The 25,653-nt window shown below is 63.8% G+C and carries 21 protein-coding genes; 9 read left to right on the plus strand and 12 right to left on the minus strand.

Features of this window, described 5'->3' with window-relative positions; translation table 11 throughout:
* Positions 1–5 precede the first annotated feature (5 nt).
* Positions 6–461, plus strand: coding sequence for a nitrous oxide-stimulated promoter family protein (locus FY258_RS06950; RefSeq protein WP_118104480.1), 456 nt, complete (start codon positions 6–8; stop codon positions 459–461).
* Between the two features lie 172 nt (positions 462–633).
* Here FY258_RS06950 and FY258_RS06955 read toward each other — a convergent pair whose 3' ends face one another.
* Positions 634–2,130, minus strand: coding sequence for an APC family permease (locus FY258_RS06955; protein ID WP_118104482.1), 1,497 nt, complete (start codon positions 2,128–2,130; stop codon positions 634–636).
* Positions 2,131–2,136: 6 nt separating this feature from the next.
* Positions 2,137–3,036, minus strand: coding sequence for a ModD protein (gene modD / locus FY258_RS06960; protein WP_118104484.1), 900 nt, complete (start codon positions 3,034–3,036; stop codon positions 2,137–2,139).
* Between the two features lie 161 nt (positions 3,037–3,197).
* Here modD and guaA point away from each other — a divergent pair, with 161 nt between their 5' ends.
* Entirely contained in the window at positions 3,198–4,181 is a 984-nt protein-coding gene (gene guaA / locus FY258_RS06965; protein ID WP_118104487.1) for a glutamine-hydrolyzing GMP synthase, read from the plus strand.
* 379 nt (positions 4,182–4,560) lie between these two features.
* Here guaA and FY258_RS06970 read toward each other — a convergent pair whose 3' ends face one another.
* Complete coding sequence (locus FY258_RS06970) at positions 4,561–6,081, minus strand: ATP-binding cassette domain-containing protein (protein WP_118104489.1); 1,521 nt, start codon at positions 6,079–6,081, stop codon at positions 4,561–4,563.
* A gap of 253 nt (positions 6,082–6,334) precedes the next feature.
* A complete protein-coding gene (locus FY258_RS06975) occupies positions 6,335–7,033 on the minus strand; it encodes a metalloregulator ArsR/SmtB family transcription factor (protein WP_118104492.1) in 699 nt (232 codons plus the stop codon).
* A gap of 105 nt (positions 7,034–7,138) precedes the next feature.
* Here FY258_RS06975 and FY258_RS06980 point away from each other — a divergent pair, with 105 nt between their 5' ends.
* Positions 7,139–7,717 carry a DUF5714 domain-containing protein gene (locus tag FY258_RS06980; RefSeq protein ID WP_118104494.1) on the plus strand — a complete coding sequence of 193 codons (579 nt, stop codon included), beginning with the start codon at positions 7,139–7,141 and terminating at the stop codon, positions 7,715–7,717.
* Positions 7,718–7,786: 69 nt separating this feature from the next.
* Here FY258_RS06980 and FY258_RS06985 read toward each other — a convergent pair whose 3' ends face one another.
* Entirely contained in the window at positions 7,787–8,080 is a 294-nt protein-coding gene (locus FY258_RS06985) for a hypothetical protein (protein WP_118104497.1), read from the minus strand.
* Positions 8,081–8,245: 165 nt separating this feature from the next.
* On the opposite strand from FY258_RS06985, the gene FY258_RS06990 reads away from it, so the two are divergent.
* From FY258_RS06990 to FY258_RS07000, 3 genes are all read left to right on the plus strand, one after another.
* The gene (locus tag FY258_RS06990; protein ID WP_118104499.1) at positions 8,246–8,962 is read left to right on the plus strand and encodes a DUF4352 domain-containing protein; all 717 of its coding nucleotides are present in this window, start codon (positions 8,246–8,248) and stop codon (positions 8,960–8,962) included.
* 102 nt (positions 8,963–9,064) lie between these two features.
* Positions 9,065–9,484, plus strand: a complete 420-nt coding sequence (locus FY258_RS06995; RefSeq protein ID WP_118104502.1) for an XRE family transcriptional regulator — start codon at positions 9,065–9,067, stop codon at positions 9,482–9,484.
* Between the two features lie 30 nt (positions 9,485–9,514).
* Positions 9,515–10,795: a serine/threonine protein kinase gene (locus FY258_RS07000; protein WP_182279468.1), complete on the plus strand. Its 1,281-nt coding sequence runs from the start codon at positions 9,515–9,517 to the stop codon at positions 10,793–10,795.
* A gap of 81 nt (positions 10,796–10,876) precedes the next feature.
* On the opposite strand, the gene FY258_RS07005 is transcribed toward FY258_RS07000, so the two are convergent.
* From FY258_RS07005 to FY258_RS07025, 5 genes are all read right to left on the minus strand, one after another.
* Positions 10,877–11,239 carry a NifB/NifX family molybdenum-iron cluster-binding protein gene (locus FY258_RS07005; RefSeq protein WP_182279469.1) on the minus strand — a complete coding sequence of 121 codons (363 nt, stop codon included), beginning with the start codon at positions 11,237–11,239 and terminating at the stop codon, positions 10,877–10,879.
* Positions 11,240–11,416: 177 nt separating this feature from the next.
* A complete protein-coding gene (locus tag FY258_RS07010) occupies positions 11,417–12,259 on the minus strand; it encodes a C39 family peptidase (RefSeq protein WP_310592062.1) in 843 nt (280 codons plus the stop codon).
* 187 nt (positions 12,260–12,446) lie between these two features.
* A complete protein-coding gene (locus tag FY258_RS07015; RefSeq protein WP_118104511.1) occupies positions 12,447–15,230 on the minus strand; it encodes a DEAD/DEAH box helicase in 2,784 nt (927 codons plus the stop codon).
* Positions 15,231–15,672: 442 nt separating this feature from the next.
* The gene (gene trmB, locus FY258_RS07020) at positions 15,673–16,509 is read right to left on the minus strand and encodes a tRNA (guanosine(46)-N7)-methyltransferase TrmB (RefSeq protein ID WP_259324485.1); all 837 of its coding nucleotides are present in this window, start codon (positions 16,507–16,509) and stop codon (positions 15,673–15,675) included.
* A 46-nt stretch (positions 16,510–16,555) separates the two neighbouring features.
* Positions 16,556–17,386, minus strand: a complete 831-nt coding sequence (locus FY258_RS07025) for a class I SAM-dependent methyltransferase (protein ID WP_118104513.1) — start codon at positions 17,384–17,386, stop codon at positions 16,556–16,558.
* 123 nt (positions 17,387–17,509) lie between these two features.
* Between FY258_RS07025 and FY258_RS07030 the strand changes: the two genes are divergently transcribed.
* Genes FY258_RS07030 through FY258_RS07040 form a run of 3 tightly spaced genes read left to right on the plus strand, consistent with a single transcriptional unit; the run spans position 17,510 to position 21,694 of the window.
* Positions 17,510–19,438 carry an elongator complex protein 3 gene (locus FY258_RS07030; RefSeq protein WP_118104516.1) on the plus strand — a complete coding sequence of 643 codons (1,929 nt, stop codon included), beginning with the start codon at positions 17,510–17,512 and terminating at the stop codon, positions 19,436–19,438.
* Complete coding sequence (locus tag FY258_RS07035; RefSeq protein WP_118104518.1) at positions 19,435–20,325, plus strand: spermidine synthase; 891 nt, start codon at positions 19,435–19,437, stop codon at positions 20,323–20,325. Before FY258_RS07030 ends, FY258_RS07035 begins: the two co-directional genes overlap by 4 nt.
* Positions 20,318–21,694, plus strand: coding sequence for a CapA family protein (locus FY258_RS07040; RefSeq protein ID WP_182279470.1), 1,377 nt, complete (start codon positions 20,318–20,320; stop codon positions 21,692–21,694). Before FY258_RS07035 ends, FY258_RS07040 begins: the two co-directional genes overlap by 8 nt.
* Before the next feature lie 58 nt (positions 21,695–21,752).
* Here FY258_RS07040 and FY258_RS07045 read toward each other — a convergent pair whose 3' ends face one another.
* Positions 21,753–24,269, minus strand: coding sequence for a DEAD/DEAH box helicase (locus FY258_RS07045; protein WP_118104524.1), 2,517 nt, complete (start codon positions 24,267–24,269; stop codon positions 21,753–21,755).
* Positions 24,270–24,475: 206 nt separating this feature from the next.
* Entirely contained in the window at positions 24,476–25,468 is a 993-nt protein-coding gene (locus tag FY258_RS07050) for a calcium/sodium antiporter (RefSeq protein WP_118104527.1), read from the minus strand.
* Positions 25,469–25,653 lie beyond the last annotated feature (185 nt).

A 25,653-nucleotide genomic window follows, 5' to 3' on the forward strand; every position in this document is an offset into this window, starting at 1 on the left:
GGGCGATGGGGAAAAGCGAACCGCGCCTGACGGCCGATGCGCTGAAGCGCAAGCGCGAGCGCGAGCAGGAAATCGTAAGCCAGATGATCGCCTTGTACTGCAAGGGCAATCATTCCGCGCATCGTTCGGCGCCGCTGCGAGAGCGGGGCGGCCAGATGCAGCAGGTCCGGGAGGGGGCGGCCCTTCGGGAGCGGGGCTCCGGGGAACGGCGGGACCTCTGTCCCGAATGCGCCGAGCTCGAGGCGTATGCCCGCGCGCGCAGCGAGCGCTGCCCGTTCATGGAGGAGAAGACGTTCTGCTCGAATTGCACGGTGCACTGCTACCGACCCGAGATGCGCGAGCGCATCCGCACGGTGATGCGGTACGCGGGTCCGCGCATGCTCTTCCATCACCCCGTGATGGCTATACGCCATATGATCGAGTCGCAACGCGAGCGACGGCGCGCCCGCTCATCGCGATAGAAGAAACAATCTGATCTCGAGCGAAAACAACCTGCGTCTGGCGAACGACAAGGTCCAGGGGCTCACCATCCGCAAGCTCACGCGGAACAACCCCACCATGAAGGCCGCGTTTGCCGGGGCGTTCGAGCTTTCGTTCGCGTGATGCCCGTGATGGGCAGGGGCTTTTCGCTGCCTACGCGTCCCGCTTGGGCGTGAACGCGAAGGTCATCATGAGGAGCAGCGCCGTGAAGGCCGCGACGAACGGCCAGCGCGTGGGATCTGAGATGCTCGACAGGCCGATGGTGAGTGAGCTCGCGAGCGCGATGGCCGGAGCTGTGGCACGGCGGGCGCGCATGAGCGCGGGGGCGTCCTCGCGTAGCGCCCCGCGGAGCGCCTCGATGTAATACAGCGGCAGGATCAGCATGGTCATTGCCACCACAACCTCGGAGATATCGCCGTTTGGCAGCAACCCGAGAGTGCTCACCACCGTGTGCACGCCCACCCAGAACAACGTGGCGGCCAATGCGATCATGGCGCTCACCACGGGGAAGCGCAGGGTCGGGTTCATGCGGCTCACGGTGCGCTCGAACGGCATCATGTGGTGGAGCGCCAGGGACTGGGGCATGCGCAGGGTGGCGAGCACCATGCCGTTGGCGCCTCCGAGCACGGCGATGAGCGCGATGACGTTGGGCAGCGCACCCGCCTGCTCGCCGAAGAGCTTGACGAACATGAGCGAGAGGCTGGCGTCGCCCGCCTCGATGACGGTCTGCGGCCCGAGGAAGCACGAGATACCCACGAAGTATCCCAGGTAAAGCGCGAGGATGATGATGGGGGCGGCGATGAGCGCGCGGGGCAGGTTGCGGCGCGCATCCTTTAGTTCCGGCGCGATGCTCACTGCGGAGCTCCAGCCGTCGAAGGCGAAGGCGACGGGCGCCGCCGCGGCGATCCATGCGGTGCCTGCCGTTGGCGCGGCGGCGATGTCGGAGCTCAGCCGGGCGACCGGGCCGTTCACCATAAGGCCGATGACGCCAACGAGCACCAGAGGCAGGGCCTTGGCCAGCGTGGTGAGATTTTGGAAGTAGCCGCTCAAGGTGGGCCACAGGATGTTCCATGCGGTGCAAGCCAGCAGGAATGCCAGGCCGATGCCCATCTGCCAGGCAAACGTCCCGGGCAGGTTGAAGGTCATGCACGCGTACACGCCCACGACCCAGCTGAGCACCGAGCAGACGACGGGCATGTACAGGAAGGTGAAGTTCCAGCCGATGAGCGCGGCGCGGCGCGGGCCCAGGAATTCCTCCGCATAGGCGATCAGGCCTCCATGTCCGGTGGTGCGCGAGGCGAAGCGGGCCAGGGTGAGGCCGCCGAAGATGATGGTCGTGGCGGCGAGCAGCATCATGGCGACGCCGAGCGCGACGTTGCCGCCGGTGGCGATGAGGATGTTGTCGGATTTGAAGAAGATGCCCGACCCGATGCAGATGCCCACGATCAGGCAGATGGCGGTGGTGAGCGAGTAACGCTTCACCGGGGTCGTGTCGGCGGCGACGGCGGCACCCGTGTTGGCGCAGGAGCCTTCGGTGTCGCCCGCGGCGCCCGTGCGCGCGACGGCGCCTTCGGCGTTGGTTGCGCCCGTGTTGGCGTCGGCGGTGCTCTCGCAGGCGGCGGAAGGGGCGGGTTCAGAAGAGGGGGTCATGGTTTCCTATCCCAAGCGTCGCATGCGGACGCTCATGTCGATGGGCTTGGCGGTGAAGGGCGCGGTGGTGGCGAGCCCGTTCACGCCGGTGGCCGCGTACTCCCCGGCGTTGCCCGGGTTGACGCCGCCGGCGGCGATGATGGTGAGTCGCGGGTCGAGCGCGCGCAGGTTGCCCACCAGTTCGGCGAGCTCGTTGATGGCAACCTTATCGAGCTGGACGCCGTCGACGCCGGCCCAGGCTACGCCCCCGCGCGAGGCAGCGCATGCGCGCGTGCAGGCGGCGTTGTGCCATGCGAGGGCGAGCGCCTGCTCGGCGTTCACCTCGACGAACAGCTTCTTCTCGATGCAGTGAGAGCGGATTTGCGGCAGCTGCTCGATGAACGCGTCGATTCCTCCCATGAACTCAAGATGATGATCGAACACCAGGACCGTCTCGGACAGCCCGAGTCGGTGGGGAAACGCCCCGCCCGCGATGGTGGCCTCAACGAGGAGGTCCTTCACGCCCGGCATGCTCTTACGCGTGGTAAGAATCTCGCAGGACGGGCTGGCGGCATGCGCGGCGTCGACCATCGCGCGGGTCTTGGTGGCCACGGCGGAAAGATGGTCGAAGACGTTGAGGCAGACCTTCCAGGCCTGATGGAGTTGGGCAGCGGTTCCGCCGATCGTCATGAACGACTGCCCGGCCTCGAGCGCCGTGCCGTCGGGCAGGATGTTGGTGACGACGCATCCGAGTTTGGTGGCGATACGCGACGCGACCTCGCCTCCGGCGAGCACGCAGGCCTCGCGGGTGAAGTACTCCATGGCTCCCGCTTGGGCGTCGATTCCCAGAATATGGCTGGTCAGGTCGATATAAGGCACGTCTTCGGCGATGAGCTCGTCGATGCGTGCGTCGGATAGGGTGACCATCGGTCCTCCTTTTGAAGATTTCTACGGTGGAAATCGTATCATTGCCGCACGATTCTCCTGCATCTATCACGCGGAAAAGGCATAATGCTGGGTGATATATGACGTCCCGCCTACAAAGACGTCCCGTCGCGCCCGCTACGCGCGCCCTTGAAAGGAGACCCATGGATCTGAACAAGCGCCCCGACGACATGGTCCGCATCACCACCCCTGAGCTCGCTCAGGCTTTTATCGAGGAGCAGGTTGCCGCCTGCCGTGAGCAGATCGGTGATAAGAAGGCCCTTCTGGCCCTGTCCGGCGGTGTCGACTCCTCCGTGGTCGCCGCGCTGCTGATCAAGGCTATCGGCAAGCAGCTCATCTGCGTGCACGTGAACCACGGCCTCATGCGTAAGGGCGAGTCCGAGCAGGTCGTCGACGTGTTCCGCAACCAGCTCGACGCCAACCTCGTCTACGTTGACGCTACCGACCGCTTCCTGTCCCTGCTCGACGGCGTTGCCGAGCCCGAGGCCAAGCGCAAGATCATCGGCGCCGAGTTCATCCGCGTGTTTGAGGAGGAGGCCCGCAAGGTCGGCGACGAGGTTTCCTTCCTCGCCCAGGGCACCATTTACCCCGACATCCTCGAGTCCGACGGCGTGAAGGCCCACCACAACGTTGGCGGTCTGCCCGATGACCTGCAGTTCGAGCTCTGCGAGCCCGTCCGCCTGCTGTACAAGGACGAGGTCCGCGTGGTTGGTCGCGAGCTCGGCCTGCCTGAGAACATGGTCGAGCGCCAGCCCTTCCCGGGTCCCGGCCTGGGCGTGCGCTGCCTGGGTGCCATCACCCGTGATCGCCTGGAGGCCCTGCGCGAGGCCGACGCGATCCTGCGCGAGGAGTTCGCCAACGCCGGCCTCGAGGGCAAGGTCTGGCAGTACTTCGTGTCCGTGCCCGACTTCCGCGTCACCGGCGTGAAGGAGGGCAAGCGCCTCTACGAGTGGCCGGCGTTCATCCGCGCCGTCAACACCGTCGACGCCATGACTGCCGAGGTGCCCGAGCTCGACTGGGCGCTCCTCAAGAAGATCGGCGACCGCATCGCCTCCGAGGTCGACGGCATCTGCCGTGTCCTGTACGACCTCACCCCGAAGCCCTGCGGGACCATCGAGTTCGAGTAATCGGACAATCGGGGCAGGCGCAAGTTGATCCCCATGAGGGCAGATGATAATTCAAGCTCGCGCCCTCCCCGAATCCGGCTGTTGTCGATGCAGGGGGTTCCGTTCGCGATGAGCGGAACCCCCTGTTCGCTTCCGAAGGGAAGTTCTGCCGCAGTTTTCGGTGACCTTGAAGGTAAACGAATAAACCGCCAAGCGTTCTACCTGCGACTTTGTCGGGGTGTAATCGTCGTCTACTCACGAGGTCCTCGAAAACTGCGGCAGAACTTCGAATGGGGTGGCGTTTGTTGCGGTTGAGGGCGCTGTTTGCCTAAACCGGGTGAGATGGACCCGCCCGTATTCTCGTTTCGCCCGCGACGCCGCGGATGGGAGCGCCTCCGATTTACAAACGCTGGAGCAGGGTCCCGCCTTTAATCTCCCAGGTGATGTTTGTGCACGCGCGCAAGAATGCGCGGTCGTGACTCACCAACAGCAGCGCGCCGCCGAACTGCGCGAGTGCCCGTTCGAGCGCCTCGACCGAGTGCAGGTCGAGGTGGTTGGTGGGCTCGTCCATGATGATGAGGGCGGGCGCGTCCAGCAGGCCGAGGGCGATCATGAGTTTCCGCAGTTCGCCGGGGCTGGTGGCGGCTCCTTCCAGAATGCGGTCGGGGTCGGAATTCAATTGTGCGGCGCAGCTGAGCACGCGACCCCGATCGGCGGGGGAGAGGGAGCGGACCGTCTCGAGGACCTGCCTGCGCTGCGCGGGATTCGGCTCCTGGGGGATGTCGAGGACTGTGAGGGCGTTTACCCCCAGTTGCTCGGCCTGCTTCCCGAGTATGTCGCGTACGTGGACGAGCAGGGTGGATTTACCCGCTCCGTTCGGTCCCACGATGCCGATTCGGTCGGTGTTCCCTACGAAGATCTCTGGCAGCTCAAGCGTCCCCTCGCCGCACGGGATGATGCCCGCGGGTATGTGGAGCACGGTTTTGCGGGGGCTGGGTTTGGCGTCCAGGAACAGGCTGCCGTCGTAGCGTTTAGGGACGAATGCCGCGTCGGCCCTGCTTTGCGCCGCGGCCATGCGGCCGTCCATCTGCCGCAGCAGCTTGCCCCTGGCGCCGTCCTGCCCGGTGAAGATGGCGAGATCGATTTTCGCCCGCGCGCTCCTGTCCTTGGGGTCGAGCCCCCGCTTCGAACGCCGTGCGTCAGAGCGCGCCGCCTCTTGGGCGCGCTGCTCCCGCTCATTGGCGAGACGGGCGAGTTCGTCTTTCGCGCGCTTGCGCTCCCCGGCCGCCGCGGCGAGTTCCCGCTCCGCCTGCGCATGGGCCGCCGAGTACCCTCCCGGACGGACGACGATGCTGATCTCTCCGCGGGGTCCGGCGGGTTCGAAGGACGCGCATCGCATGACGAGCGCGTCCAGCAGGTCGCGGTCGTGGCTCACGAGGATCCCGACGCCGGAAAACGTCTCGAGCAGCTGCTCGAGCTGAGCGCGGGCCGCGCAGTCGAGGTGATTGGTGGGCTCGTCGATCGCGAGCACATCGGGGCGCTGCCACAGGGCGCAGGCGATTTGTAGCTTCTTTCGTTCGCCGAAGCTGAGTTCGTCCCAGCGCCAGGGCATGTCATCGGTGAGGCCCAGGCGTTTGCGGAGACTGCGGGCCTCGCGGTCAAAGTCGAGCGCGAAGTCCGTGAGTGCTTCAGGCGCCTCGTCGGCTTCTTGCGGGCAATAGACGGCGAACAACCCGTTCGATACGGTGCCGGAGTCGGGTGCGATCAAGCTGCAGGCGATTTTGGCGAGCGTTGACTTGCCGCAGCCGTTGTCACCCAAAAGGCCGGTCCAGCCCTGCGGGAAGGTGATGGTCACGTTATTCAAAATGGGGTCTTGTGCCGCGGGGTGCGTGTAGGTCACGCGCGAGAGTGCGAGCTGCATGAAGACATCCCCTCCTTGTTCTATCGGAGGTCAACGGGTCAGTTGATGGGGATGTCTAGAAGCGCATGGTCGCCTTGTCTCTTCGCGGTGGCGCCCTCGCATGGGGCCCGAATCTACCGGGCGGGCGATGGTGAGTGTAGCACGGCCGAGGCGGACGGTCCATCGCCCGGCGGACGGGTGTCCGAGGAATGGGCGCCCGCCCGCCGTTGACAAGCGCCTGGCCTTTGATCGTCGGATGCCAGGCCGCGATACCTTATTCCACGGGATCTTCCCATGCGCGGTACGCGATGCTCTGCCCGAGCAGCGCGGCGATCGCATCGAGGACATCGTGATCGAGCCGGTAGTGCATCCAGCGACCGTCCTTGCGGGCTCGTACGATGCCGGCGTCTCGGAGCGCCGCCATATGATGGGAGAGCGTGGGTTGCGAGATCTCGAGCTCCGCGAGGAGGTTGCAGGCGCACTGCTCATCGCCAGCCCATAGCAGCTCGACGATGCGGAGACGGTTGGGATCGCCCAGCGCCTTGAGGTTCGATGCGAGCCTTTCGCGGTTGAACTCGCCGGCCACGATGCGCGCCCTAAGCCCGATGACCCGCTGCTGGATGACGCGCATCGTTTGCAGGAGCGCGTCGTCGCCCTTGCCGGTTGGGTCTTCCAGCCCCCAGTCTTCGCGATACATTGCCGACAGGGAGGGGCATTCAACGCCACATCCCATGGTGATAAGGATGTCGACTTCGGGTAGGCAAGTCAGGGATTTGGGTTCGAGCGATGCGATGTCGAATCCGTATTCGCTTGCCAGCAGACGCGAGGCATCGGGATCGACGGACTTGGCCGGATGCGTTCCCGCGGAGCGGACGAGCATGACGTCGCCCGCGAAAAGGTGCGCCATTGCCTCCGCGATCTGGCTCCGACAGGCGTTATGCGTGCAGACGAATGCTACGACCGGCTTGCCCATACTCTGATTCTCCTATGTCTACCTGCTATTGCTAAATATCGATATCCGTCGATATAATAACATATCGACGGATATCGATACTTGTATGGGAAAGGCAGGTACACGGTGGGCTCAGATGGAACGGCATGGATCCACGAGACGTGTTTGGCGTGGCGGGGAGAGGATCCCGCGGCGCTGTTGGAGGAGCTTATGTCCGATGAGCGCTGCGCGGCGTTTGGGCCCGTGCATCACTTTTTGGTCGGTGCCGCGTTGATGACCTGCGCATGGCCGTCCGTTCACCACGACGGCGCCGGCCTTTCCGAGGCGTTGGCCGAACTCGACTCCCGTGCGGCTTGTGTGCCGGGAGCCGCATGCGCCAAGTGGGGCGTATGCGGAGCAGCAGCCTCCTGCGGCATGGCGTTCGCCGTTTTGGCCGGCAACGCGCCCTTGCGCTCCAAAGGGTGGAGCGAGGGGCAGCTCATGGTCTCGGAGATCCTGGGCGCCATCGCCCGGGCGGGGTCGCCTCGTTGCTGCAAACGAGATTCGCGCATCGCCGTTCGCGCGGCTGTGCCATGGTTTAACGAGTATTTCGGAACGAGTCTGAGGCTCGGGGAGCTCGACCCGACATGTGCCGTGGCGGATCGGAACAAGGTCTGCCTTGGGTGCGAATGCCCTTACTACCCTCAAGCCCAGGCTCAAGCCTAGGCGATTCTTGGCGGGCGGTCGGTGCCCGCCGGTTGCGAGTGGCGCTCGGCCCAACGACGGCCGGCCGACTTATCGCGGGTGGCTCGTGAGGTGCCATCCGTTGCAGTAGGGGCAGCGGTAGGCCGAAAGCCCGCGACGCCCGTGCTCGGCGCATGAGGCTATGGCGTCCTCCGCCTCCGCTTTGCTCGAGTAGCGGTTCTTGGACTCGCAGGCCTTGCGGCGGAGCGCTGTCTCATGTTCGGCATCGAGGCGATCCTCGCGTTCCCGCTCGCGGGTGAACAGGTCGCCCATGGCGTTTCCGTCAAACCCGGCCTCGAATGCCGCGCGTTGCTTGGCACGCGCCGATCTTTTATTGCTCGCCATTGGTGCCTCCCGGTTCTCTCTCTGGTGAACATGGTAGAGCATGCCTCACGACGATGGGGTGTCGGCTCATTAGCTGCGGGCTAATGAAACCCAGGGGGCGCTTTCCAATAATGGGGCCAGTCGAGGGCCCGACGGAAGGGCCCTCTGTCGTGGAAGGATGAAACCATGGAAGAGGCTTCTGGCAAGCAGCGTCGATCCGGCCTTGCGATCGTGGGCATGATCATCGGCATTCTGGCTCTGCTCACATCATTGATGCCGTTCGTCAACAACATCTCGTTTTTCGTGGCGCTGATCGGCGCGGCGCTTGCGATTGCGGGCATGGTCTCGTGCGCTCGCGGCAAGCGGGCGGGCAAGGGTTTGGCGGGAATTGCGGTCGCGGTGAATGTCGTGGCAGTTGCAGCCGTCCTGATGAGCCAGAGCATGTACGGCGCCGCTGTCGACGACGCGATGAACGGGCCTCAGGCCGTTCAGTCGTCTGAGGGCGATGGGAAGAGGGAGGACGGCGAGCCGAAGCCCGCAGATGAGCTGGCGATTGGTTCCAAGGTCGAGCTCGAAAACGGCTTGTCCGTGACGGTCAACGAGGTGGCTCCAGGTCTGGTCAAGTACGATGGGACCGAGGTGACCCGGGTCAACGTCACCTACGAAAACAACGGCGATGAGCCCGTCTCCTTCAGTTCATACGACTGGAAGGGGGAGAACGAGACGGGCGTTCGCAGCGATACCACGTATTTCGATGGCGAGGAGAATGCGATCAGCTACGGTGACCTTTCCGTCGGCGGATCGGTTTCGGGCAACATCTACTTCGATGGGACGCTGTCCAAGGTGCTCTACTTCTCCAGCCCCATCGCGGACGATCCCGCTGTGACTTGGACCGTGGCGTAACGTGCCGATATCGGCGCGACGGCGGGAAATGACTGGGCGGCGCGATTCGGTTCGTCGTCTCGCGGTATACCATGGGTGTGAAGGGCACTGGGTGAGGACGGCATGACAGAGCGATTGACAGAGCAGGTATTGCAGGAGCTGATCGAGGCACCGACGCTCGACGGCTTCATCGAGGGACACGATTTTTCCGCCGAGACGCTGTCCGAGTTCCTGTGCCATATGCTCGAGAAAAAGAACCTCAAGCGCTCGCGCGTGGTGCGCATGGCCGACCTCAACGAGACATTCGGCTATCAGATCTTCACCGGGGCCCGCAATCCCTCGCGCGACAAGGTCCTTCAAATCGCGTTTGCCATGGCGCTGACGCTGCGGGAGACGAATCGCGCGCTGCGCGCCGCAGGGGTGAGCTCGCTCAACCCGAAGTGCCGCCGCGACGCGATCATCATCTTCTGCATCGACCAGGGGTGCAGCCTTCAGAAGGTCAACGAGGAACTTTATCGCCTGGGCGAGGAGACCGTCTGCTAATTGTCCTTGCGCGCTGGTATGATGCAGGCCATGAAGAATTCCGATGACATATCCGCGGCCGATGCCTCGAGCTCTGGGGACGAGACGTTCCATCACGAGCTTGAGGCATACTTGACTCAATCTGCCGAGGCCACGACCTGGCATGTCGAGCGTGTGATCAAGCAGTCGGAGTTTGAGACGACGGAACTGGTGCGAGGCCGTCCGAGGGAGGGCGTCGCCGGCAGGTACGTTCGCAAGGTCATCGATGCCGCTTCCGGCGCCGGTGCGGCGTACGAGGAGCTGTGGCGCGCTCAAGAGCGGGGCGAAAGCCTCGCATGTGTGCCTCGATTGGTCGAGTGCGCGCGCAGCGGGAACACCTTGACGGTGGTGATGGAGCATGTCGACGGATGCACGGTCGACGCGCTGCAAAGGGCTATCGGCGCGGGGGAGCGCCTGGCGATGCTCGTGCTGCCGCCGCTGAGCCGAGCGGTTACGGAGCTCCACACGGCATTGCCGCGCCCTCTGATACACCGCGACCTCAAGCCATCGAATGTCATCATGCGCGATGGCAAGGCCGTCGTCATCGACTTTGGAAGCGCGCGGATGTGGCATCCGGACGCATCGAGCGACACCACGCATTTCCTCACGCGATGCTATGCCCCGCCCGAGCAGTTCGGCTTTGGCCAGACCGACGAGCGAACCGATGTGTATGCGCTGGGCAAGATCTTGTATTTCTGCCTGACGGGCGAGCAGCCCCCGAACACCTGCGGGGCTGCCGAGTGCAGGGAGAAGGGCATGGGCGAGACATGGGCGCAGCTCGTGGGCACGGCCTGCGCGTTCGATCCCGCCGACCGATATGCTTCGGTTGCGGATTTTGGCGCGGCGGTATCGATCGCGGCCGAATCGCGCCCTTGCGCATCGACGTGCGCGACGGGCAGGCGGATCCCCGTCCGCTCGATGAGCTTTAGGCTGCCGGCGCTGAGAAACTGGAATCCGCTTTCACTGATCCCCTCATGGGCGGGACGTGTCTGGAACAGCGCGATTCTCGTGATGCTCGCCATGATGCTGTGGATGAGCGTCGAGACGATTTTCAATCCCATGCCCAAGGACGCGGGACGGTCGATGGAGTATTTGTTCGCGCAGAACATCCTGTGCGTCGATCCGCTCCTCATCATCGGGGCGTATCTCCTGATGGATCGTCGGAGGCTGCGCGCGAGATATCCAAAGCTCGCGCGGTGGGGCATCTTGCGCGAAACCGTCTACGGGGTCATTACCATGGTCGTGGTGCTGTTTGGCAGTGCATTGTTTGCCGTGATGATGGGATGGGCTTAAAGAACCCGCATGAACAAAGGCGTCGTCCGCGCACGTTGGCGGACGACGCCTTTGGCGTGAATGGGGATGCTGCCGCAGATTCTAGTGATGACAGGCGTGCTCCGGGCCCATGGCCTCGAGCTGGCCGGCGGCAACGCGCTCGGCGGCGGCGCCCACGGTGGGGGATTCGGCGTCGTGCAGGACGGTGATGCCGGCGGCGGCGAAGCCCTGCATGGGCCGCATGCCCATGCCCACGGCCACGATGGCGTCGATGCCGGCGTCGGCGAGGATGCCGACGGGGCGCATGCAACCGCCCTCCTCGTGCGGGGGATTGGCAATGGTGCCCTCGAGGGAGACCTGGCCGTTCTCGACGTTCAGGATCGTGAAGCAGTCGGCGTGGCCGAAGTGGGCGGAGCGCTGGGCCTCGAGGCCGCCTTCGCCAACGGAGGGAACTGCGAGCTTCATGTGCGATGCCACCTTTCTGTGCGATATGTCGCAACGGGGTTGATGAGCCCATGGTAGCGCGTTTGTGCGAGGCGCGCGTGCGCGACGGTCACAGCGCCGGGCGCGCGAGGGCTCGGTGCGCAGATGGGGCCTCATCAATCGCCGCGCGGACGGGGTCGCGGCGACCCATCCGCGGGGTCATGCGGAGAAGCTCCACAGGTTCGCGCACTGGCCAAGGATCCGGTCGAGGTCCCAGGGATGATCACCGTTGCCGGCGTTGTTTGGATCCCGCACCATGACCTGCCCGTCATCGGTCAGGCCTGCGAGCACGATGAAGTGCCCCGTGGTGGTAAAGTCGCCGGGTCGCACACTGCATATGACCGGTCTCCCCGCCTCGAGCTCGGCACGGACGACGTCGGCGCTTGCGGAGAGTTCGGCGCTGCGAAGGCCGAGCATCGCCGCGCCGTCCGTCATAAGCGCCCAGGCCGTCATGCCGTCGACGGTGAAGCCGTTTTGTTCGCTGAAACGTGCCATTGCCGCGGGGTCGAGGTCGGCCTTTCCCGTGAGCGATATGTAGACCATGGAAAGGCAGGTCGGGCCGCATCCGTTCTCGTGGATGTTCCCTCCCGCATAGGGTTCGTCGGACCATTGGGGGTCGATTTGGTATAGGAACGGGACCTCTCCCTTGCGCCAAGCGTGTGCCGGTGTCGAGTGGGCGGTTTCCTCTTGGGACGGTGCGCTCCTTCGGTCCGTCCCTGCATCCTGTCGCGTGAGCGATTGGGTCGCAAGAACGAAGGCGATTACGATTCCGAGGCCGATGATCGCCATCTTTCCCATGCGCGATTTGGGTTTCCGTGCTCTCGGCGCCGTGCCGGGCCTTCGATTGGCCGCGGCGGGCCTTCGTCGGGGCGCGCCGGTCTGTTGCGGTGCGGCGGCACGTCGTTGCCGTGTTCCGTGATCGGCTCGGAATCTGCCTCCCTCAAGGGGTCCGTCAAATTCCCTCAGAGGGCGTCGGTCGTCATTTCTCCCATAGGTACCCATGGCTCAACTCCTTGGATGTTCGTTATGCCAACCATGATGAAGAGAGCCCCATGCGTTCCCGTGACGCCTGCGTGACAGGTTGGTCACGGTGCTTAACGGGAGGTTAAAAATGACTTAATACGGCGCATCGCCGGCCCAATGAGAGCGGGCCGGCGATGCGCGGGAGAATCGATGGAAGGAACAGAGGCTAGCTAACGAGGTCCTCGATCACGCCGGCCCGGTAGTTCTTAAAGACGATGCCGTCGCCGTCTTGCGTGGCGTCCAGGTCGACGTCGGCCATGATACCAAAGTCGTGGTCGCCGTCCGAATCGTGAAACACCTGGTGCGCGTGCCAGACGTGATCGGTCTGCTCGTCCGATTCGTCGATTTCGAGGAACGCGGTGGATCGCGCATCGGCGTCGGTGAGCAGGTCCTCGTGTGCTTCGTAGAACGCATCGAGCACGCGCGCCCAACGGCTCTCGCTGAAGCCCCAGTCGACGTCGAGGTCGCCGAGGGCGTCGGCGCGGTCGAGGGCGGCCAGTCGCACGCGCTGGAACAGGGTGTTGCGAACCATGAGCGTCATGCCGCGACGATCGGCAACCACCTCGTCGCCGTGCTTGATGGGCGCCGCGTCCGGCTCCATGCCCGCGTTGGCCCATTCGTCCACAAGACTCGAGTCGACCGAGCGCACCACAAGCCCCAGCCAGGACACGATATCGTCGAGCTCCTCGGTGCGACGCTCCACCGGGACGGTGCGGTCGAGCGAACGGTAGGCCTCCGTGAGGTACCGCAGCAGGATGCCCTCGCAGCGCGCGATCTTGTACTGCGCGATGTAGCTCTTAAAGTCGCAGCCGGTTTCGAGCATGTCGCGCAGGACCGACTTGGGGCTGAGCTCGTAATCGTTTGCCCACGGGACCTGCGCGCAGTACGTGGCGAACGCAACGTCGAGCATCTCTTCGAGCGGCTTGGGGTAGGTGACGTCCTGCAGACGGTCGAGGCGCTCCTCAAAGTCGACGCCCTCCGCCTTCATGGCGTTCATCGCCGCATCGCGTGCGCGACGTTCCTGTGCTCGCAAAATCTGCTTGGGATCCTCGAGCGTCGCCTCGACCATGGAGATGAGGTCGAGGGTGTACGTGGGGCTTTCCGGATCAAGCAGCTCAAGCGCCGCAAGCAGGAACGGGGAGAGCGGCTGGTCGAGGGCGAAGTCTTCAGGCAGGTCGAAGGTGAGGAAATAGTTCGCCGCCCCGTCGAGGGGGTGGCCCGTTGCCGCGCTCGCCTCGACGATCGCGCGGCCGACCTCGTCATTCGCGTCGTCCTCCTCATCGCGCTCGGCGTCGAGTGCCCTGAGCTCCTCCAGGTTCTCGGGGGCCTCGGTGAGCGAGACCGTCTGAGCCGAATTGACGCTGTCGCCATTGGCGTCCGCGTCCGTCCCGCAAGCCTCTCGGACCACGACCCCAGCGTCGATGAGCGTGGCGAAGATCTCGGCGGCACGGCCCTTCAGCTTGGCCTTCTCCTCGGGGGTCTGAAGTGATGCGTCGATGAGCGCCAGCACGCGCTCCCATGCGTCACCGCCCTGCTCGACCTCCGCGAGCACCATGGAGTGCGTGATGCGCAGACGGGGTTTAAGGGTCTCGGGCTCGCTCTCAATCAGGCGGGTGAAGGTGTCTTCGTTCCAGGTGACAAAGCCCTCCGGCGGGCGCTTTTTCTTGAGCTTCTTCATCTTCTTGGGGTCGCCCATGGCCTTGAGCTCGGCCTTGTGGTTCTCGATCTCGAACTCCGGCGCCTCGGCGATGACCACGCCCTCGGTGTCAAAGCCCGAGCGGCCCGCGCGCCCGGCGATCTGATGGAACTCGCGCGAACGCAGGCGGCGCTGCTTGTAGCCGTCGAATTTCGTAAGACCGGTGAGTAGAACGGTGTGGATGGGCACGTTGATGCCCACGCCGAGCGTGTCGGTGCCGCAGATCACGGGAAGAAGACCCTGCTGGGCGAGCTTTTCGACGAGCAGGCGGTAACGGGGCAGCATGCCGGCGTGGTGCAGGCCCACGCCGCTCGAGATGAGGTGCTTGAGCGTCTTGCCGAACGCCGTGGTGAAGCGCCCTCCCTTGATGGCCTCCTTGATCGCCTCGCGCTGCTCTTTGCTGGCAACGCCGTAGCTCGCCAGCGCGCGGGCGGACTGCAGGGCCGCGTCCTGGGAGAAGTGCACGATATAAAGCGGTGAGTCGCCTTGACGAAGCGCGAGTTCGACCGTCCCCTCCAGGGCGGTTTTCACGTATTCGTAGGAGAGGGGCACCGGGCGCGGAGCGTCGGCGATGAGCTCCAGGTCGCGGCCGGTGGTGCGGGTGAGGGTATCGCCGATGGCGGTCATGTCGCCCAAGGTGGCGCTCATGAGCAGGAACTGCGTGTGGGGCAGCGTGAGTAGCGGGACCTGCCAGGCCCACCCGCGGTCGGGGTCGGAGAAGAAATGGAATTCGTCCATGGCGACGCAGCCCACATCGGTGTCTTCGCCCTCGCGCAGCGCTTGGTTGGCAAGGATCTCGGCGGTGCAGCAGATGACGGGGGCGCCGGTGTTGATGTGCGAGTCGCCGGTGATCATGCCCACGTTGTCGCGGCCGAGGATGTCGACCAGGTAGAAGAACTTCTCGGAAACGAGGGCCTTGATGGGTGCCGTGTAGTATGCGCGCTGTCCGCTGGCCATGGCCATGAACATCATGCCGAGCGCTACGAGCGACTTGCCCGAGCCCGTGGGCGTGCCCAAGATCACGTTGCTGCCCGCGGCCAGGGAGAACAGCGCATCTTCTTGGTGTTCCCAGGGCTCAATGCCGCGAGAGGAGACCCATTCCATGAATCGCTCGTATGCCTCTTCAGGTGTCAGCCAGGGTTCGGGCTCAGAGGCCTGTTCGGTTTCATCAGATTCCGGCTCCCACCAGCTAGGTGCGAGCGAGCCTAGGGAGCCGTGGGCAAAGGGGTCGGTGAAGTTGGTCGCGTCAGGCATATGCGTTCCGTTTCGTCGATGTTGCTGTGCCTATTATGACCGAACGCGGCGTGTTGGACGTGCGCTTGGAGCGTTGGGCGCCGGTCGTTAGTGGTTCGGGGCGTAAAAGCGAGCCGTTCAGGCCTCGATAGGGGGTCGCTAAATATATGGAATCACAGAAGTGGTCAAAATACCCTGATTGTGCGCTGAGCGAGCCCCGTCGAGAGGCATGTATATCCCCACTGCTAGAAAAATCCTGGGGTTTTGATATCGCCTGACGGACAGTCCGTTTCGGCGCGGTCGTTGCCAACGCGGTCGCCCGATTGAATCCTGGGCATTTGTTGCGCGGCGTGCGCAGCTTCGCCGCACAATCAGGGTATTTTGACCATCATCGGGAAAACGTGCGCCCATTACGCGGCAAACGAGAAAAAGATATGCAGCGGAAGCTTAATAGGTAATGGATTTATGCATTTTGCCGCGCTGCGAGATGTTGGCGACGATTGCGAAGGTTGTCGACGGCGTAGCTCATGCCGTACGGGATGTAGTCATCGGCGAAAAGGTCCTCAGGCAGATAGTCGATGAGGCTTTGGGGCATATCGAGAGCGAATTGGATCTGCTCGGGCGTGGCAGGCTTGCTCGCGGGCCTCGCATAGATCGCGTGTACAGTCGCGCCCTGTTCGGTGAGGCGCTGCTCGTACTCGGTGATGGGCTGCTCGGGATGGGCGGCGCGATCGTCATGCGTGGCGCACACCACTTCCCATCCAATGGCTTTGAACTGCGGCAACGAATACTCATACAGCGGCAGGCTGTCGGTGCGAAGCATGAGCATGCCGCCCTCGGCGATGAGCGACCGATACCCGTCGAGATGTTCGGCCGTGGTTACGCGAAGCCGCGCATGGCGGCGTTTGGGATGGGGCGTGGGGAAGTTGACGGAGATGCTCGAGAGCTCGCCGGGTGCGAAGATGCCGGCGAGGTTGGCGGCATCGCCGGGAATGACCAGCACGTTTTTGAGGCTCAGGTCGAGAACGAGCTGGGCTGCGTGCACAACGCACACGGGCTCGCTGTCCATGCCGATGAACAGGGTGTCGGGGTGGCGCTGCGCCATGGCGGCGATATAAGCGCCCTTGCCGCAGCCCAAATCGAGATGCACATGATCGAAGCGCTCGACGCCGCCCGGGATGAGCGGGCAGCATGCTTCGGCCCAACGGCCCCGGTACGCCGCGGCGCCGGTCTCGATGGCGTCGGACGCGCGCTCGATGCGCTGGTCGAGGACGAAGTTCTTGGGCATACGTGCGTGCATGGGGGCCTCTCGGATGGGATTGGAGCTTCTGGGCGGAGCGGGTTGATTATGCGACTCGCTCGAGCATAAGGTACCGATTGAGGGTACCAGAGCCCCCGTCCGCGGAGTAGCGCGCGACCTCGCGGGCGTGTGTTCCCACAGATGCTACAAGCTCGTCGATTTCCGATTCGTCAAAATGATGGCAGTAGCGCAAGGGGGAGGGGTCGGATTGCCAGCCGAGGAAGTGGTCGTTTTCGCCGAGCGGGAACGTGCCGCTCGGCGCGGCCTTGCGGGCGGCGGAATCGGCCACGAGGGCCTTGCGCGCAAGTCTCTCATCGCGCATGAACTGCCAAAATGAAACGATCGCAACCCCGCCGGGCACGGTGCGTTCAACGATTGCGTCGAGCACGGACGCCCTCATGTCAAACCCTGGGACATGATGCATGAAACCAAAGCAAACGGCCAGGTCGCACTCGGGGATGCCGGCGTCGGCAAGGCGGCGATTCGGGGCGGTGTGTCCAAGGGCGCCGAGCCGTGCCCAGTCATCGAGAAAGCTCCCGAGAACATCCATCTCGTAAAAGTCCGCGCCGGGGATCTGGGAGGCGTCTTTCGCGAGGTCGGCACAGGCGTCGACAGCGTGGAATCGGAGGTCGACGTCGGGAAGGGCGTTGAGGAGGAACCGTTCGAAGCGCAGGTTGCCGCAGGCGAGATCGAGGGCGAGCGGCGAATGGCGGTCTGCGCCGCTGTGCGCTCGGGGCCAATGGAGCTGCGCCAGGAGCTCGGCCGCGCGATTCCAGCCCTCCCACGGCGCACTGCGCGTTGCGGAGAATGATGCTGCGTGCTCGGCATAAAAGCGGTTGTTAAGCTCGATGAGTTCGTGCGCAGTGGTGAGGTCCATGGGGCTCCCGGCAAAAATGCGGTCATATCGGTACGGCTATTGTAAAGCGGAGCGCAGAGACGACAATGTGGCTCGGCTCGCATCCGTTGGGGCGGCGGCGCGGTGCTCATATACAATGGGCCCATGGAACAGATCATTCTCGACATACTCGAAGAGCTGCGCGCCGGCAGGAACGTCGACGACCGCACCTTGCTCAAGATGGGGCACGCCGCCGCGCGTCGTTCCGGCTCAGACAAGCGCGCATTCGCCAAGCGCCGCCTGCTGCCGTTCTACCAGCAGGTAAAGAGCGGGGACCGCGCCCGCTGGGAGTCGTGGGGCGTGACCCCCGAACTTGAAAAACAGCTCCTCGCCGTTTTGCGCATGAAGCCTCGTCGCAGCGCCTCCGGCGTGGCGACCATCACGGTCATCACCAAGCCCTGGCCGTGCGGGGGCGATTGCCTGTTCTGCCCCAACGATATCCGCATGCCCAAGAGCTATCTGCACAACGAACCCGCGTGCGAACGCGCCGAGCAAAACTGGTTCGATCCGTATCTGCAGGTCACATCACGCCTGACCGCGCTCAACCAGATGGGTCACGCCATCGACAAGATCGAGCTCATCGTGCTCGGAGGAACTTGGAGCGACTATCCGCGGGGCTATCAGGTGTGGTTCATCGCGGAGCTGTTCCGCGCGTTGAACGAGTTCGAGCCCGCTGTAGACGGGGCGTGCGCTTCCGCCGCGCGCTCGCCAGATGATGGGCCGCCCCTCGCTCTCGCCCGTTCGAGTGCCGAGGAACGCGGAGAGCTATACCGAAAGCTCGGATTCCCTCAGGACGGTTCGCAGTTCGGTCGTGCGGCGGAAGATCTCCAGCGCCAGCTGGACGAGCACGCATGCTCTTACAACCAGGCATTTTCCGAGCACTACGGCGTCGGGTCCCCTTGGCGCGCCGTCGCAGCCGAGCAGGTCGCCACATTCGATGAGCTCGAGCGGCTGCAGCGCGAGAACGAAACCGCCCGTTGCCGCGTGGTCGGGCTCGTGGTGGAAACGCGTCCGGACGCCATCAATCCAGCCTCGCTCACCACGATCCGCCGTCTCGGATGCACGAAGGTGCAGATGGGCATCCAGTCCCTTGATCAGACCGTGCTGGATGCGAACGACCGCGGCATCGAGGTTTCCCAGATCGAGCGGGCGTTCGAGTTGCTGCGTGTGTTCGGGTTCAAAATCCACGCGCACGCGATGGTCAACCTGCTGGGCTCTACACCGGAGCGCGACAAGATGGACTACCTGCGCCTTGTGCGCGGCCTGCCGTTCCAGCCCGACGAGATCAAGCTCTACCCGTGCGCGCTCATAGAGGGCGCGCGGCTGCAGGAGCGTTTCGAAGCGGGGGAGTGGGCGCCCTATTCGGAAGAAGAGTTGCTCGATATCTTGGTGAGCGATGTCGCCGCAACCCCTCCGTTTTGCCGCATCTCGCGCATGATCCGCGATTTCTCCTCGCACGATATCGTTGCGGGGAATAAGAAGCCGAACCTTCGCCAGCTCGTCGAGAACCGCCTGCGGTCCCAGGACGACGTGCGGGGCGTCCAGGAGATTCGTTTTCGCGAGGTCGCCACGGGTAATGTTTCCGTCGAGGGTCTGCGCATGGAGGTCGTCGAGTACGAGACGTCGAACACGCGCGAGCGCTTCCTGCAATGGGTGGCGCCCGAGAATCGCATCGCGGGCTTTTTGCGCCTGTCTTTGCCGGACGAGGGGTACGTGCGCGCCCTCGCGGCTTCCGTCGAGGCGGCGCCCGAGGCCGCTGCGAGCGGGTTCGCGGGCGGCCCGGCGCCGATCGCAATCGGTGAGGCGATGATCCGCGAGGTCCACGTGTACGGCATGGCGACACAGCTTGGCGCAGGTGGAACATCCGCCCAGCACCTGGGCTTGGGTCGTCGTCTCGTCGAGCGGGCCTCCGAGATCGCTCGTGAGGCAGGCTACAGCCGTCTCAATGTGATCAGCGCGGTGGGCACGCGTGAATACTATCGCCATCTCGGCTTCATCGATTGTGGCCTGTATCAGCAAAAGGAGCTCTCATGACTCAAAAGCCCTCGAACGCTTCTGCGGGCGCCGGAATCGCGGCGGGGGTGGCCCTCGGCGCCGTCGCCGTCGGCGCGGCGGCGATTTTTGTAGGGTCTCAATGCCTGCAGCTCGTGCGCACCAGGTCGGGCATGGCGCGGGTGAAGAAGGTTCGAGATGCTGCTGGCAATCAGGTGCGCGTTCTCCAGCAGGGCGGCGTGTATCAGAGCGCCACGTATTTGGATGAGCGACGCTTTGAGCCGGTGTTTGCGTACTACCGGGCGTTCGACCGCATGTTCGATGCCGAGGCGTCCAAGCGCACGGCAACGGGTGGCGGCATCGATCGCGTGCTCGTGATGGGCGGCGGCGGATACGCGTATCCCAAGCACGCGCTCACTGCGCATCCGGCCCTCGACATGGATGTCGTTGAAATTGACCCCTCCATTACGAGGCTGGCTCGCCGGTGGTTTTTCCTCGATGAGCTCGAGCACATCGCCGCCGATCGGCTGTGCCTGATCACGTCGGACGCGCGTACGTTTATCTCCCAAGCCCTTGCCGAGGGGACGCGCTACGATGCGGTTGTGAACGATTGCTTTGCGGGCTGCGAGCCCGTTCGCGCCCTCGCCACGGTGGAGGCCCTGTGCCAGGTCAAGGTCTGCCTGAATCCCGGAGGTTTGTACCTGGCGAATGTCGTTAGTTCCGCGGGTGGGGAGAACATCGATTTTCTCCGCGACGCCGTCGCGACCGCCGCAGCGGTATTCTCGCATGTCCATGTGGTTCCTTGCGAGGATGCCGCGTTTGGCGCCGAGGACAACTATCTGCTCATCGCAACCGACGGCGCGTATTCCTTCCATGGTGGGCTGCCTCTCGATGAGGCCTTGTACGGCGAGGTCATGCGCGATGTCTAAGAGCGAGGCCCTTTTTGGGTCCCATCTCGGTCTCAACCGCCCCGATGCCCGATTCGACCGTGAGGACGGTCCTGCGCGTGCGTCTTCCATTCGCTCTGCGATGGACGAACGGCCCGGGTCTGCACTTGTCGGCGGCATGACCCGTCGCCGCTTCCTGGCAACTGCCGCGGCGGGATTCGGCATGGTTGTGACAGCATGTGCGACGGGTTGTTCGGGTCTCCCCGGTGAGGTGGGATCGCGTGACTTCGACGCTGCGGGTCACGCCTCGCTTGCGACGATTCAGGACAGCGAACGGGGTGCGCATCGTGTCTCGATCGTTATGGGCGGAGACGTCTTGGCACATCGCGGCATTTGGATGAGCGGCGAGCGCGCCGACGGCACGCGCAATTACGACCATCTTTTCAGTGCGATCGCGCCCACGTTCAAATCTGCCGACATAGCGATGGTCAACCAGGAGACGGTGTTGGGCGGGGTGGAGATGGGCCTATCTGGCTTCCCGACCTTCAACAGTCCCCAGGAGCTCGGCGATGCCGAAGCGGCCGCCGGCATCGATGTCGCGCTCGCCGCGACTAACCATGCGCTCGACAAGGGCTTCGAGGGGATTGAAGCGACCCTGCGTTTTTGGCGCGAAAGGCATCCGGAGATGCTCGTGCCAGGCATTGCCGATTCGAATGAAGCGGCAGATAGGCCGCATATCGTCACTCGCGGTCGCATTGCGGTTGCGATTCTCAACTACACAGAGACCACCAATGGCATCCCCATGCCGGCCGAGCATCCGTATTGCGTCAAAAGCTTATACAGGTCGAACTTCGCGGCGGATGTCTCCCGTGCTCGCGAGGCGGGTGCCGACATCGTCATCGCTTGCCCTCACTGGGGGACTGAGTATGTCTACGAGCCGAATGCGGCGCAACGACGTCTCGCCTCTCGTCTGGTTGAGGCGGGGGTGGACGCGATCATCGGAACGCATCCGCATGTCTTGCAGCCCGTTGAATTGATGCATCGACCAGATGGACGGCGTGTGCCGGTCTTCTGGTCGCTTGGCAATCTCATCTCACGTCAGATGGAAGCGCCTCGGACCGTCGGCGGTCTCGCCGGTCTCACGGTGGAGAAGATCGGCGATGTATGCGCGATCACCTCGTGTTCCATCCAGCCGACCGTAATGCACAAGACATCTCGATCGGATACGGAGATGCGAGTCTATCGTCTCGCCGACTACAGTGACGAGCTCGCGGGCGGGAACAACGTGGAGACGACTGAGGATTTCCCCTCGTTCACGGTGGCCGGTTGCCATGACTTTGCGTCGAAAGTCCTCGGCGCTTCATATGACCGCGCGTCATCGTCTCTGCTGCTTGAGGTCAATCCGCTGTAGCCCCATCGATCGATCTTTGCCCCCGCCTCTCCGCATCTTGCTACGCGCTCTTTCCGTACTACAGCTCCCTTCCCCGCATCATCGCATCGCGCCAACCGATGACTCTCCGACGCATGCCATCTATGTCGAGCACGCCTTCGGCAAAGCCCTTGCGGACCAACTCGGCGGGCAAAAATTCGTCGTATTTGTCGAAGTAGGGGACCTCGCCGGGATATAGGAGCTCGATTGGGTCGAAGTCCATTTCGGCTTCGGCTGCTACCACCTCGAAGAACGTGCGCGCATCCGCTTTCATGCGAAACTGCATGAAATAGGGGCGGGACGGATCGAGCCCCTTGATTCCCAGTTCGGCTGCGCACTTGATTTTGAGCAGTCGTTCGAGCGCAAGAAATGCGTAGCTACCCAGCCATGGGAAGAGCGCCCATGTGTCTCCGCCCAGGTTGATGAGAGGTCCCGCTCCCATTGACGGGTCGACCCCGGCCTCGTTTGCCATGCGCGTCTCGTCTGGGGTCCGTGCGTCAGCTGGTGCGACCGCGGAGCCGACGCAATGGATCGTGCCGTGTTCATCGGCCTCCCAGATATCCTCGGCGTCATCGATGCGGTTTTTGGCGCACACGGCGATTGAGCCGCGGTTCCTGCCGGCTATCCCTGCGTTGGCTGCGACGTGGCGCGCCTGCGCGAGACGTGCGCGGGCGTTGCCCATCAGGTATGGATAGATGTCGTTCTCCTCGAGTGCGCGCCGCATGCGCTCGAGCACATGGGTGTCGATGTCGCCCGCGCAATCGCCGAAATAGGCGGGAACGCGACCCTTCACCTGGGTGCAGTAAACGAGATGCCGCTTCCAATCAACCTCTTCGACGAGCCAGCAGTGGCCTGCAATGGCGATGCGTTCCCCTGCAGGTGGCGGGTTCACAATCGTTCCGAGTTCCGCGGATTCACATCGTACGGTGAATTCCTCGTTTTCTTGGAACACCGCGTAGAACTTGAAGGAGTTGGTGATTCGCTCCCCGGATAGCCCGACGATGAGACCCCCTCCCTCGGTGACCTCGATGTGCTCTGTTTCGATGAGGTGGCGCAGCAGGCAGCGCAGGTCGTCGGCGCTGATGCGATGGAAGTACGAGAGGGTGAGCACGCGGTTCGCGAGCTCTGCTGGTGTGAGTTCGCCGCAGCTCGCGAGTGTGCTCATGACCTGGTGATACAGCAGGCTGTAGGGCAAGCGGTCGAGCGCCGGGGGTTCGACCCAGTGCTCTTCGCGGTAAAGCTGGACCAAGGCGATTCCCTGGATCAGCTTCCAGGGAATGGTCTCGGGCAGCATCGCTCGCGGTTCAGGTTGCTCTTCTCGCATGACGAAGTGCATCTCGGGCGGCAGGTCGCGCCGGCCCGTGCGCCCCATCCGCTGTAGGAAGCTCGACACGGTGAATGGCGCGTCGATCTGGAAGGCTCGCTCGAGCCGACCGATATCGATGCCGAGTTCCAGGGTCGCGGTGGTGATGGTGGTTTGGCGTTGCTCGTCATCGCGCATGAGCTCTTCGGCGCTCTCCCTATATGAGGCAGAGAGGTTGCCGTGGTGGATGAGGAAGCGGTCGGGCTCGTGTTGGGCTTCGCAATACGAGCGCAGGCACGAGCAGACGGCCTCGGCTTCCTCGCGGGAATTGACGAAGACGAGGCATTTGCGTCCGCGCGTGTGCTCGAAGATGTAGCCGAGGCCTGGATCGGCCTCCTGTGGCGCGATGTCGGTTCGCGCCATGATTTCTCCGCTGAGAAGCGCATCGATGCGCACCTCGTCATCCGCGTAAGCTTTATGCGGGTTACTGCCATGCACCACATCGGCTTCGAGCGTGCCAAGGGCTTCGACGGCACGCTCCGGCGCCTGTGGCCCGGCCATATAGAAGTGCTCCATGGAGAGGCGCCATGTGCGGCGTGGTTCCTCAAAGCGTGGGATGACGCAGCCCTTTCCTGTGCCAGCTGAGAGGAAGGCTCCCGTGCGCTCGGGGTCGCCGATGGTTGCCGATAGTCCGATACGCCGAGGATTGACCCCCGCCATGCGAGATAGGCGCTCTATGAGGCAGAGGGCCTGTCCACCGCGATCTCCCCGCAGTAGGGAGTGAACTTCGTCGATAACAACGTAGCGCAGGTCGCCAAACAGACGCCCGACCGCTGCGTGGCGGTGGAGCAGCAGCGCCTCGAGCGATTCCGGAGTGATCTGCAGGATGCCGCTCGGCTTTTTGAGAAGCTTTGCCTTGTGGGAAGAGGAGACATCCCCGTGCCATCGCCAGACCGGGATGTCCGCTTCCTCGCAAAGGGCGTCGAGCCGCTGGAACTGATCGTTGATGAGGGCCTTGAGCGGGCCGATATATAGGGCCCCGACGGTTGCCGGCGGGTTTTCCCAAAACTCGGTGAGGATGGGGAAGAAGGCCGCCTCGGTTTTGCCCGACGCCGTCGATGCGGTGAGCAGGACGTTGTCTTCGGTATTGAAGATCGCGTCCGCTGCGGCAACCTGGATGGAGCGCAAGTTCTCCCAGTCATGGGCATAGATGAAGTCTTGGATAAAAGGCGCATAGCGGTTGAATGCGTTCACGTCGGCCCCCTCCCGTCCAAATCTTGTGGAAAGAGTATAGCACAAAACAGAACATATGTTCTAAAATATAGAACGCAAGGGGTGCATCGAGTGCCATAAAAAGACCCGCGAACTTGGGGTTCACGGGTCTGGTCTGTGAGAAGTGCCCGATCTGCCGGGCGATGTATGCGGGACGGTCGCGCGCTCAGTCGGTGCGAGTCGGCGTCCTACAGTACGGTGGAGGCCACGATGTAGATGACGTAGAGGAACACGAAGATGACACCCTCGCGGCGGGTCATGGTGTGCTTGGTGCCCACAAAGGCAAAGCCCACGAGCATGATGGAGAAGATGGCGAGCAGGGCGAAATCGAGGTTGTACCCAGTGGCGTAGGCAACGGGGGAGAACAGCGCCGGCACACCCATGACCAGCAGGACGTTGGTGATGTTGGAGCCCACGACGTTGCCGACGGCGATATCGGTGTTGCCCTTGAATGCGGCGACGACGGAGGTGACGAGCTCGGGCAAGCACGTGCCCAGCGCGATGACGGTGATGCCGATGACGCGCTCGCTGATACCCAGGGTGGTGGCGATGGACACGGAGTTGTTGACCACGTAGTCGGCGCCGAACTTGAGCAGCGCAATGCCGAACAGCACGAGCGCGATGGACACGAGCATGCCCCGGGGCTCATCGGCGTCGGCGTCGTCATCTTCGAGCTCGTGGGGCTCGAGCTGCGTCTCGGGATCGAGGTCGTCGTGGCCGCTATCGCCCTCGCGCAGTCCCAGGAACACGGTGTAGGACATGAAGGCGGCAAAGACGACGAGCAGGATGATGCCCTCGAAGGCGGTGAGCTCTCCGCCCGTGTTGGCGAGCAGCATGAGCAGCAGTACGGATGCCACGCTCACGGGAATCTCGAAGCGCTGCGTGTGGCGGGCCAGGGGCAGGTGCGTGATGACGGCGCTCATGCCGAGGATGAGCAGGAGGTTGGCCAGACAGCTACCGGCGACGTTGCCGAACGCCATATCGGCATGCCCGTCGATCGCCGAGACTACGCTCACCACGAGCTCGGGCATGGCGGTGCCCACGGCGACGACCGTGAGGCCGATCACGCGGTCGGGCAGGCCCACGCGCGCGGCGATCTGGCTCGAGCCGTTGACGAGCAGGTCGGCGCCCCATACGAGGAGCGCGAATCCGACGACGATGAGGAAGAGTTGCAAAAGCATGTCGGTCTTTCTTTGATGGGGTGCCGCCTCGGCGATCCATCGCCGATCGGCGCGCGAAAGCGGGGCTCGGCGCGGGGCGGCGGTGGGTCGGATGCGCCTCAATCGGATGTCGCGCCGGGGACGGACATGCAAAGAGGGCGGTCGGCACCATGGATTAACAGGCACGATAATTAAATGTACCGTGA

This window comes from Collinsella intestinalis, from assembly GCF_902364775.2.
GTDB lineage: Bacteria > Actinomycetota > Coriobacteriia > Coriobacteriales > Coriobacteriaceae > Collinsella.